Raw genomic sequence first — 10,577 nt, 5'->3', positions numbered from 1 at the left:
CGGGTGTTGGCATCGGGATGTGCGTCATATCCCAAAGGCGGTACGCCGCCCATCCAGAGGCCGCGCTTTTTTGAGGCTGCGATCTTATCGCGAATGCGCACTGCGATGGGCGCTGTGATTTAAGACCTGAAAACGTCATTGCATCGTTATGGACAAGTTTCGCGATCTGCTATTACCTTTGAGGATGAATTGCAGACATATCACGTTTCGGTCGAACGGCCTATCTCGGGCGCTGCACTGTTGCGCCAAGGCTGCATTCTTTGCGAGGCGGATTTTATCGAGTATTAGGCCACTGGCCGTTTTTTCCGGCGTAATCATGGTGTTCGCCGATCGTGCTCTTGCAGAGGCAGTCGCGGACGCCACAGATCACCTGATATACGCGGCGACTTGTCAAGAGATACGACCGATCATCTCGAACCCCATGCATGAACCGCTTCTTGACAAGAAATACGCGGACACCCTGACGAGCATTTTGCCCGTCTTCATCTACGGCTATGCAATGGCCAAGGGGCAATCCTTCGACGAGGCCCGGTTCGAACTGATCGCAATGTGCGAAGAAGACCCCCAAAAAGTGTTCGCGGGCTTTCCGGAATACGCGCCAGATCCTGAATTTTGGCCCGAAAACTTCATCGAGATATGGAAACGGGCTGAGCAGGAATAATGCACTTCATTGACGAGGTGCAAAGATATCAGTTTCGACCTGAATTATACCTTGTTGTTTTTCAGCGGACTTCCAAGTCCGAACGTTTCGGATCTTGCACTCGCTTTCTTTTCCTGACCCTCACAAAAAGCAGTCCACCACGCGGTCCGAACAATGACTTCTCTCAGCTTCAAATTGATGCCGTTCGTCAACCGTGTAACGGCGATGCCCCAATCATGCACGCTTATACCGGACGCACTCACAATCACGCTTGATCAGTAAGGTGAGGCTTCTCGAATAAGCTACAGTTTTTGTATAAACGATAGTCGCAATTCAGGGCGCTTGATCAAAGGTCTTAGGCCGCGCCGCGCTCGACAAGAAAGGCCAGCGCCTCGGCTGTAACGTCGTCGGCGAAGTCGGCGATGCCGAAGCGTGCGCGCAGGTCTTCGGGAAGCTGCCGGCGCGAGGAGACCCGCGGCAGCGGCATCTCGGCGATCACAGGCTCGTCGCCGTATAGCGCCAAGTACTCGGCGTGATTGTCGAAGGCCCGGCGGCCCACGTAATCGATATAGGTCTCGGCCGGAGCGCCATTGGCGAGGATCACGTCATGGTTTTCCGTCTCGATGTGATAATAGGTCACGCGATCGGGCAGAGTGTCCTTGCTTTCACGCAAGATGGTGGTGCCATTCTCCAGCGCGCCGGCGTTCACAGCGAGGCCGTCAAGGATCAGCGCGTGATCCGCCGTCAGGACAAGGTCGCGATGCGGCAGCCCTTGGCCGAGTGCGCCGGCCGTCACACGCACCGGCTCGAACCGCTCGGCGGGGGTAAAGATCTTGTGGACAGTCTGCCGTCCGACCCATTTGACGGGGACGGCGTTTCCGTCCGCAGTCATCACAAGGTCGCCGATCTCAAGATCCTCGACCGCGGTTTCGCCATCCGGCCTGGCGATCAGGGTGCCGGCGGCGAAGCACACGGTATAGGAGCCGGTGCTGGCCGGCGTCACCGATGTGCCCGACACGTCGGAGGCCGACAGAATGAAGACATCCCCACCCTCAATCGCGGAGTAGCCGGTGGGCGCGGACACGCTATTCACCGCGAAGATGGGATCACCGGCGGCACTCAATCCGACATACTGAACGGTCAAGACAATAGGATCACCACCGGCTGTTTCGCCGCTGACTTGAGTGGTTTCGAACTGCACAAGCTCATCGTCACCGTTGCCGCCTACGCTGCTGTCGAGGGTCCAACCTCCAGATGTTGTGGACTGAAGCGGAAGATTTACCGTACCGGATGCGTTGCTGTCATTATTGAGAAAGTCGAAAACCTCTGTCGCCATGTCGCAAACCTTTTGTCGAGTGGGGTTGGGTTGAACGGTGACACGAAACATATTGCGACCCGCGTCGAATTGATAGGCGAATTATGCCTTGGGGATTTGAAGACCGGTTCACGTCGCTTGTTTGCCAGCAGCTTCCCCACAGCGATTAAACATGCCCCTGCCCTACCAGCGTCAGTCAGGCCGGTTCGCGGGGCAGGCAACAAGTGATGATCCTAAATCTGACAAGAAGCTAGAAAGGAATGCTTGTCTCCATTTCGGATCAAGACGGACGCATCGGTTCAGTATCGACCTGACTGTGTTTAGTCTTCGTTGACGCCGATTTTTAGGTTTGATCGCGCCACCCGGAGGTGTCAGAGCGATGAGCTTGCGACGATGCTCACCGCCCCCTACCCTTCCTGAATGAGCAAGCCAAACCCGTTCCGCTACTTCCGAACCAACCGCGAAGTCATCCGCCTGGCGGTGATGATGTACGCCAGATTTCCGCTCTCACTGCGCAATGTCGAAGATCTTCTGCATGAGCGCGGCATCGACGTGAGCCACGAATCTGTCCGCTTTTGGTGGATGCGGTTTGGCCCGCTTTTCGCCTCCGAGATCCGCAAAGCCAGAGCTCAACGGATGCGCTGCTATTCGAATTGGAAATGGCATCTCGACGAGGTCTTCGTGAAGATCAACGGAAAGATCCATTACATGTGGCGCGCTGTGGATCACGAAGGCGAGGTTCTTGATGCCTTCGTCACCAAGCGCCGCGACCGCAAAGCAGCATTGAAATTCCTACGGAAATTGATGAAGCGTTACGGTCGGCCGGAGCGGGTTGTGACTGACAAATTGCGCTCTTACGGCGCCGCGATGAAGGAAATCGGAAACGCGGATCGGCAGCGTACAGGGCGCTGGCTGAATAACAGGATCGAAAATTCACACCTTCCCTTCCGACTAAGAGAGCGCGCGATGTCCCGGTTCCGGCGCATGCGAAGTTTGCAGAAATTCGCCGCCGTCCACTACTCAATCCACAATCTTTTCAACGCGGAGCGTAACCTCTACAGCAGACAAAATTTCAAGCGGAACCGCGCCGCTGCTCTGGCTGAGTGGTGCGATCTCTGCATGGCATAAAACGACAGCCTCACTGTCCAAGTAGAGACGCGTTCGAAACTGTCTGACAGCACCGTTTTGCACTTTCCGCTTAAAACGTGTTTATCGAGATCCCCAAGAAACTTTCCTCAGTGTCAAACTTGTAGCCGACGCGGACACTCGCCTTGGTACTCGGTATTCCGAAAGCCATAGCCGCAATTTTGTCTCGGAAACCGTCATCGTCGCCGAGGTAGCTGAACTCAAATGTCACGTCCGGTCTGTCGAAGCCAATCGCGGCGAGAGCAAAGTAACCACGGTCGATCGTCGTAGCCTCGCCAAATAAGAAGATGCTGCCGAAACTAGTGGGCTGATAGTGCTCTGCAACGAGCCGTATTCCGCCCTTCAATGTGTCGAGCCCCTCAAGCTGCAATGCCGGACCAGCTCGAAACGTGACCGGTGTTCCGAGGGTGAACTTGTAGCTGGCAGTCAAATTGAGATCCTCTGGGCCCGTGTAGTCGCTGAAAACAATCCCAAATGCCAACCGGTCACGCTCGACAGAGAGCACGGCTGTAGTGGTGTCTTCGCCAAGGTCCAGTTGATAGAACTCTCCATCGGCTTCTGCGGTCGACGCGGCGACCACTAGCGCCAGCGCCGCGGAGATGCTTCGAATGGGCTTATTCGCCGCGGTCAATTTTCGTTCCTTTCCTGCTTGATTTGTCTCGGCTTATCAGCGAGATCCGCCGCGCCATGTCGCTTAGCATGTTCCAAGGGTTCACGACGCTGATGCCTGGAGTGTTGTCTTCCGTATAGAAACGCCTGAACAGGGCGTCTCGTTGGGTTTCGTCTGGCATCAATTCCACGCGCATCCCATCAGGCGTCTGCGCCAGTACGAAAACCGGCAGGTCGCCGACATCCGGGAGATTGATACGGCCATAAGTGCCGACGTCGAATAGTCCCCCCCGAAGCCGGGCGGTGTCCTGCGTCAAGCTGGTAACCCACATCCTTTGTGTCAAACTGCCGGATGTGAAGGTGACGCGCTCGGGTGTATCGGCCACGTGGCGCTCGCGCCGTGGAAGTTCGACACAAGCGATGATCGTCAAAGAGAGAACCACCATGTTGTAGATCGTCCATAGCAGTATGACCCACTTACCTTCACCAGCATCGTTGAAGGCGAAACGGTCGCTCACAATGCCAAGGAGCAATCCGAGAATGGTTAGCGCGAGTAGGATCGCGAATGGAGCCAGCATGTTCCACTGCACCACGATGCGGCTTCTGTCCCCACCCTTGGCCGTTACGCTGAACGGATGGCCCTTCGGTTGTAAAAGGCCAACAAAGGCCGCGCGTGTGACTGGTAGGGCTCCAAGCAACTGGCTGATGTCGGTAAGGATCGGAACCACATTGCCTCGCGACAACAGGTTTATTGCCATCAGATTCCAAAAAAAGAAACAGCCGAAATAGGTTATGACATCGGCTGGGTTGGCTTCGACTACCGTGACGTTACCGTACCAGTAGAGCAATGGGAAAACCAATGCTGCGAGACGAAAAGGGAAGGTCGTGAGCCAATAAAGGCTTGCGTCTATGACGCTCCATCGGTCACGGAGGCGCAGTCTGTTCCGGCGAAACGGCCCAACCCGACTGCGTGCGATCTGCATCATTCCGAGGCACCAACGCGATCGTTGTGTGACGTATTCCTTCAAACCCTCTGGTGCCAGGCCTTCGGTCAAAGCCTCGTTAAGGTAGGCGGTTTGCCAGCCTGCATTCTGGAGGCACAGCGTGATCATATAATCTTCGGTAATACTGTCGGTGGGAAAGCCGCCAATATCCTTCAGCGCGTCCAGTCGCATAATCGACGACGTGCCGCAGCAGAAGGCTATGCCCCAAGCGTCGCGTGATGGCTGAATGTCGTCGAAAAAGAAGCGCTGCTCATCTGGATACGAGCGACTGATACCGAGATTGTGCTGGATCGGATCCGCGTTGAAGAAATGCTGGGGGGTCTGAACAAGACCAACCTTGGGATCGTGAAACAAGGCCAGCGTACGTGACAAGAATCCCCGGTGGGGCACGAAGTCGGCATCAAGTACAGCGACGTATTCAGGGGGCGTCGACCTGGCCAAAAGAAGCTCAAGTGCATGATTGATATTACCGGCTTTGGCGTGCTGATTGTCGGATCGGCGGATGTAGGTGACACTTTGGTGCGCGCAATAATCACGCAGCCAGTCGCGTCGTCCATCATCCAGAACGATAACCTCCTTGTCAGGGTGGCGCAGGGCTTTGGCACCGATTATCGAGCGCTCAAGCACTTCTAGTTCTTCGTTGTATGTTGTAATCAGCAGAACAACCTTCGGCGGCATGTCTTTCCACCACTCGGCGTGGCGGTCTGCGTCTGGGCTGCGGTCGCGGTAACGTATTAGAATGATAAAAGCGCTGATCGAGCTTGTTATTGCCATCAACTCGACACCCAGAAGCAGTCCGCTGGCCACAAAATCCAGTGTCCAGTCGACCGGTGCGATTGTCTCAGTTACGCGCCACCAAGCGTACCTTATCGCGAACATGATCGAGAAAGAAAATAGAAAGACCCGATGAAAAGTGTCGGTCCGGTCGATCAAAAAAGGCAGGATCAGCGCAACTCCAAGTATCGGAAACAAGTGCATTAGGCTAGCGCCTATATCGCCGAGATAGAGGTTCGGCAGCATTACTCCCAGAGCTTCCAGAAGATATCGAGTGGGCGCTCATCAAAGAAGACGCGGCCGGTCCTACCAATACCGCATCCGCTTGCGGCATCTGCTCTCAAGTCTGGCAAAATGAGCGCCACGTCATAGCGTTCAAGATGTTCCTCGCTCGGCGAAACCGCCATCCCCTCGTAAACTGAGGCGGCACCGGCTCCTGCCAGGCGAGCCACCGTGCCTTGCATAGTTTCGTTGTTTCCCAGAGGACGAAAGGTCGCCGCGCTCCCGGTAGAGAGTGAATTGTAGATCGTCTCCGAAACTGAAAGCGTAACAAGCAAAGAGTCGCAGTTTGCGATCTGTAAGACTGGATCTCCACGCTGCACGTTTACGCCGTCCGCTGTCAGCTCCCTCCAGAGAACACCGTTAACCGGAGAAAAAAGCGTGTCACCACGAAGCGTAACAAGACGCGAAAGTTCCCGATCAATCCGCGTGTCGTATGCCTCGAGTTGCGCAACGGCACGAGCGATGTCGGCCTCAACAAGCTCAAGAGAGTCTTGCGCCTCGCGTTGTCGGAAAGCCATGTTCCAGGCCGCGCCGGCCGAATTGTCGAGGTAAATTGAGCGCCTGGCAGCATAGATTTGAAGTGCCCGCAAATCGGCAAAATCCTCGACGGCGCCGGTCGAAAAAGCGTCGGAAAATTCAGGTGCGCGATCCGGCTTTGCCTCATCCGACGTCTGCATTTCGTCCTCCAAGGCTTCTGTTCCTGTTCCCGAAGTCGATTGGGTTGAAATCGGATCATTCTCGCCTGTCAGAACTTCAAGCTCGCGTATCCGCGCCACGCCGTATTGATTGGCGGTCGATCTGAGCCAGGCTAGGCCGTCATATCGCGCGTCACGCTCAGCTTCCAAACGGCTGAGCTCGGCTGTCAACAGATCACGCTCCAATCGCAGGTCGTTCAGACGCAGACTGTCTGCTCTTTCATCTTCCACCGAAAACAGGGTCATGCCCTCCCGGACAAACGCACCTGGGGCGCGTTCCGGAAGCGCAATATCACCCGCGACAGGCGCGCGCACCGTCAATAGGCGTGCGTTAATGAATGCGTTCGAACTTGCACCGGTCATTTGTTCGACGACGATCACGTAAAGCGACCCGAAGAGAATAAAGAAACCGATCAACAGTCGTAGATATCGCAAGCTTGAGCCTCCTTACAATTATAGGTATATCTTTCACTACGCCGGTACAACCGAATTGGCTATGGGAGGCTTGGGCAAAATCCCCTCTCTATCACAGCCCAAATCAACACAACGGAGCGATCAGATTGAATGCTGCCAAGGTAAGTCACTATGTGCGGGTCGCAGGTATTCGATGCTTGCACCATCAAAGCATCTTGCAAGAACTTAATGTGCATGGCCGGAAGTGGTTTGAATGAGTTCTCCTGTATCAATGCCTCGTGAAAAAACGCTGTCCCCCCGCAGTGTGCAAACGCATGCACCTAGACTGGCCACGTCGATTGTCGGCTTCGTCATGATCTGTGGTCTTATCGGCATGCTGGCGATCTGGTGGCCGATCAACCATCATGCGCGTGATTTCGAGGCCCGCGTTGAGGCCAACAATGCCATTCGTGGTGCCAAAGCACTGCGCCTGGCCGTGTCCCGCGCGCTTGAGCGGGAATGGGACAGTTTGCAAGCAGTCGTTCGGCAGCTTGCTGCGAAGGATGACCAAGAGGTCCGCGCCTTCACCGACGCAGTCGTGCTCGCTGGCGGACGCGTCGCTTGGGCGGGTCTGGCCGATCTTTCAGGAACCATCCGTGTTGGCTCGAATGGCCTACGGGAAGGAGCATCCGTATCCGACGCGGCATGGTATCGTCAGGGTTTGAGAGGGCCGTTCTTTGGCGAACTGACATCCGCCAAAACCGATCAGGCGCATAACGAGCGAGACTTTCTTAACATCTCACTACCAGTTGAATCGCCGGATGGTGAAATCAAAGGTGTCTACACTTACAGCCTCAAGGTGAGCTGGCTCAAAGACTATGTCCGCGATGCTGCCGATGAACTCGGTCTTCTCGCCTACTTGGTCGATCAGAATGGCCATTTGGTCTTCGGACCGGATCTGGAAACTCGGGTGGATCTCGCCCCTGCCAGTCTTAGCTCTCTATCGCTCAATATCGGCTCGGCCCAAGTAATCGAAGACAAGAATGGCGTGCGCAACATCTACGCTGTGGCGCCGGAACTAGCGATTGGCAATGCACCACCCACGCGGCTTTCCGTAGTTGTGAGCGTGCGTGAGGACTCCTATGGCCAGAGCGTTGCTGACTTATCTTTTGCGATATGGATCAGTTTGCTTAGTCTACTTGGCCTTCTAGCTGCATTTTCGATCATGTTCACAAGACACTTTGTGCGTCCTCTCGAACGCCTGACCGAAACTGCGCGTGACATCGCCGAAGGCAAGGAGCCTTACCCAGAAGAATACCATACCAGCCGAGAAAGCGAACGGCTTTCCAACGCTCTGAGCCGTATTCAGAGTCGATACTATTAACGAATGTATTTCGTGATGGCCTGACAGGATTACTTTAGGCGAGGCCTGCACACCGCGTTAGCGATTTTCACGAGTGCGTGAGCGACTGACCGTGGCAAATGGAATTTTAGTTAAGATCCTCGCCGGGGTCTTGTCAGAGGGATGAGCTTGCGACCGTTGTAGTCGCCCCCTACCCTTTCTCAATGAGCAAGCCCAACCCGTTCCGCTACTTCCGAACCAGCCGCGAGGTCATCCGTCTGGCGGTGATGATGTACGTCAGATTTCCGCTGTCGCTGCGCAATGTCGAAGATCTTCTGCATGAGCGCGGCATCGACGTCAGCCACGAGTCAGTCCGGTTTTGGTGGATTCGGTTTGGCCCGCTTTTCGCCTCTGAGATCCGCAAGACCAGGATCCAGCGGATGCGTTCTTACTCGTACTGGCAATGGCATCTCGACGAGGTTTTCGTGAAGATCAAAGGCGAGACGCATTACATGTGGCGGGCCGTCGATCACGAAGGTGAGGTGCTCGATGCCTTCGTCACCAAGCATCGAGATCGCAAGTCAGCATTGAAATTCCTTAGAAAATTGATGAAGCGCTACGGTCGACCAGAACAGGTTGTCACTGACAATCTGCGCTCGTACGGCGCTGCGATGAAGGAAATCGGAAACGCGGATCGGCAGCGTACAGGGCGCTGGCTGAATAACAGGATCGAAAATTCACACCTTCCCTTCCGACTAAGAGAGCGCGCGATGTCCCGGTTCCGGCGCATGCGAAGTTTGCAGAAATTCGCCGCCGTCCACTACTCAATCCACAATCTTTTCAACGCGGAGCGTAACCTCTACAGCAGACAAAATTTCAAGCGGAACCGCGCCGCTGCTCTGGCTGAGTGGTGCGATCTCTGCATGGCATAAAACGACAGCCTCACTGTCCAAGTAGAGACGCGTTCGAAACTGTCTGACAGCACCCGACGAGGTTTTCGTGAAGATCAACGGCGAGACCCATTACATGTGGCGCGCTGTCGACCACGAAGGTCAGGTGCTCCCGCGCTAACGTAGACTGGTTCGAATTTGTCTGGCAGCACCTCCGCTCGCTATTGTGTTTTCAGGAGTAATCGTTCTTGCCGTCCTTCTCGGCGCTCCCGCCTCGACTGAGCCGTCGACTCTAGTTAAGGCTGAGGGCAAAATGGGACAGATCAATGCTAGAAAGGCCAAGACATGGAGGCGGTACTGGCAGGGTTCGGCCTCGGATTGTCGCTGATCCTAGCCATAGGTGGGCAGAACGCCTTTGTGCTGCGTCAGGGAGTGCGAAGGGAGCATGTATTTGCCGTTGTTCTGACCTGCGCACTGAGCGATGCGATTCTTATCACGGCGGGCGTCGCAGGGTTCGGGGCTCTGGCCAAAGCGATGCCAGGGCTTGAGGTAGGCATGCGCTATGGCGGGGCTGCGTTTCTGATCTGGTACGGCGCACTGGCGCTGATCTCCGCCTGGCGGGATGGGAAGGTAATGGCAGCCGCGAATGGCACGGGCAGCTTGCGAATGGCGCTGTTGACCTGTCTGGCACTGACCTGGCTCAACCCGCATGTTTATCTCGATACCGTTGTGCTGCTCGGCTCAATATCGGCGCAGTATGATGACCGGCTGGGTTTTGCTCTGGGAGCGATTGCTGCGAGTTTCATTTTCTTCTTTTCGCTGGGCTTTGGCGCAAGAGCGTTGACTTCGCTTTTTGCCAAGCCGGCCGCGTGGCGTTGGCTGGATGCTGGAGTGGGCTGCGTGATGTGGGTGATTGCAGTCAAGCTGCTAATGGATTGATCGCGCTTTAATGCCTTTCTTTTCCGGTATTGGGAAAAAACGCACGTGGCGAAGAGTGAGACTTAGGTCTGCGGCTAGCATGCATCTCCTTGCTGTTCCAAATAGCCAAAATTTTGACACAATCGCCACTTAGCCAAACAATTGAGGAATTGACATTCCCATGCACGATACCCTCTCCACAGAACCCATGAGTTTGGGATCTAATGTCACTTGAGCTTGGAGCTTTGATTGTTTTCTTCGGGCTCTTAGTCTTGGTCATTTAATGGACATGACGGTCGCTAAAATCCGAAGTATTTGCAGCCATTCTTTCTTCGGCAAAGCTGTTGCTCTAAATCACGGAGCGTGCTTTCACCTGCGTGCGTGAACTTTTAGCCACTTCAGGTGATGAAATGACCCGACTGTTTTTGGATCATAAACTGCCTCCCCTTTAAGACCTGAGACTATCCGCCTCGGTACATATCCGGCGACAGATGAACCTTCGCGACTTCCAGAACCAAATCGCCTAGTCGTCTCAGGATTTCGCTAGACTGGGTGCTGGTCTGCCAATG

At 55.1% G+C, this 10,577-nt stretch carries 9 protein-coding genes and 1 pseudogene; 6 read left to right on the top strand and 4 right to left on the bottom strand.

The features are described 5' to 3' along the window. Positions 1–148 precede the first annotated feature (148 nt). Positions 149–661, top strand: a complete 513-nt coding sequence (locus EZV60_RS18750) for a hypothetical protein (protein WP_135507570.1) — start codon at positions 149–151, stop codon at positions 659–661. A 334-nt stretch (positions 662–995) separates the two neighbouring features. Here the strand turns inward: EZV60_RS18750 and EZV60_RS18745 are convergent, their stop codons facing one another. Further along, positions 996–1,976, bottom strand: a complete 981-nt coding sequence (locus EZV60_RS18745; RefSeq protein WP_135507568.1) for a Hint domain-containing protein — start codon at positions 1,974–1,976, stop codon at positions 996–998. 399 nt (positions 1,977–2,375) lie between these two features. Between EZV60_RS18745 and EZV60_RS18740 the strand changes: the two genes are divergently transcribed. Then, on the top strand, positions 2,376–3,083 hold the full coding sequence (locus EZV60_RS18740; RefSeq protein ID WP_135507566.1) for an IS6 family transposase: 708 nt from the start codon (positions 2,376–2,378) through the stop codon (positions 3,081–3,083). A gap of 70 nt (positions 3,084–3,153) precedes the next feature. On the opposite strand, the gene EZV60_RS18735 is transcribed toward EZV60_RS18740, so the two are convergent. The 3 genes from EZV60_RS18735 to EZV60_RS18725 are packed head-to-tail and all read right to left on the bottom strand — an operon-like array spanning position 3,154 to position 6,900. Further along, positions 3,154–3,732, bottom strand: a complete 579-nt coding sequence (locus EZV60_RS18735; RefSeq protein ID WP_135507564.1) for a hypothetical protein — start codon at positions 3,730–3,732, stop codon at positions 3,154–3,156. Beyond that, entirely contained in the window at positions 3,716–5,734 is a 2,019-nt protein-coding gene (locus EZV60_RS18730; RefSeq protein ID WP_135507562.1) for a glycosyltransferase family 2 protein, read from the bottom strand. Before EZV60_RS18730 ends, EZV60_RS18735 begins: the two co-directional genes overlap by 17 nt. Then, positions 5,734–6,900: an HlyD family secretion protein gene (locus EZV60_RS18725; RefSeq protein ID WP_135507560.1), complete on the bottom strand. Its 1,167-nt coding sequence runs from the start codon at positions 6,898–6,900 to the stop codon at positions 5,734–5,736. Before EZV60_RS18725 ends, EZV60_RS18730 begins: the two co-directional genes overlap by 1 nt. Before the next feature lie 232 nt (positions 6,901–7,132). Here EZV60_RS18725 and EZV60_RS18720 point away from each other — a divergent pair, with 232 nt between their 5' ends. From EZV60_RS18720 to EZV60_RS18705, 4 genes and pseudogenes are all read left to right on the top strand, one after another. Then, the gene (locus EZV60_RS18720; protein WP_135507558.1) at positions 7,133–8,242 is read left to right on the top strand and encodes a cache domain-containing protein; all 1,110 of its coding nucleotides are present in this window, start codon (positions 7,133–7,135) and stop codon (positions 8,240–8,242) included. Positions 8,243–8,424: 182 nt separating this feature from the next. Beyond that, on the top strand, positions 8,425–9,132 hold the full coding sequence (locus EZV60_RS18715) for an IS6 family transposase (protein WP_135507556.1): 708 nt from the start codon (positions 8,425–8,427) through the stop codon (positions 9,130–9,132). 55 nt (positions 9,133–9,187) lie between these two features. Beyond that, positions 9,188–9,262, top strand: a pseudogene (locus EZV60_RS18710) (DDE-type integrase/transposase/recombinase); the annotation flags it as partial. Positions 9,263–9,435: 173 nt separating this feature from the next. After that, positions 9,436–10,029, top strand: coding sequence for a LysE/ArgO family amino acid transporter (locus EZV60_RS18705; RefSeq protein WP_135507554.1), 594 nt, complete (start codon positions 9,436–9,438; stop codon positions 10,027–10,029). The last annotated feature ends 548 nt before the right edge of the window (positions 10,030–10,577 follow it).

This window comes from Roseovarius aestuariivivens, assembly GCF_004761875.1.
Lineage (GTDB): Bacteria > Pseudomonadota > Alphaproteobacteria > Rhodobacterales > Rhodobacteraceae > Roseovarius > Roseovarius aestuariivivens.
Note: the sequence above shows the minus strand (reverse complement) of the source record. Positions and strands in the feature narration are given on the sequence as shown.

Bases quoted from the DNA above. Each gene is read 5' to 3' on its own strand.
- EZV60_RS18750 (WP_135507570.1), top strand. From the start codon at position 149: ATGGACAAGTTTCGCGATCTGCTATTACCTTTGAGGATGAATTGCAGA.
- EZV60_RS18745 (WP_135507568.1), bottom strand. From the start codon at position 1,976: ATGGCGACAGAGGTTTTCGACTTTCTCAATAATGACAGCAACGCATCC.
- EZV60_RS18740 (WP_135507566.1), top strand. From the start codon at position 2,376: ATGAGCAAGCCAAACCCGTTCCGCTACTTCCGAACCAACCGCGAAGTC.
- EZV60_RS18730 (WP_135507562.1), bottom strand. From the start codon at position 5,734: ATGCTGCCGAACCTCTATCTCGGCGATATAGGCGCTAGCCTAATGCAC.
- EZV60_RS18720 (WP_135507558.1), top strand. From the start codon at position 7,133: ATGAGTTCTCCTGTATCAATGCCTCGTGAAAAAACGCTGTCCCCCCGC.
- EZV60_RS18715 (WP_135507556.1), top strand. From the start codon at position 8,425: ATGAGCAAGCCCAACCCGTTCCGCTACTTCCGAACCAGCCGCGAGGTC.
- EZV60_RS18705 (WP_135507554.1), top strand. From the start codon at position 9,436: ATGGAGGCGGTACTGGCAGGGTTCGGCCTCGGATTGTCGCTGATCCTA.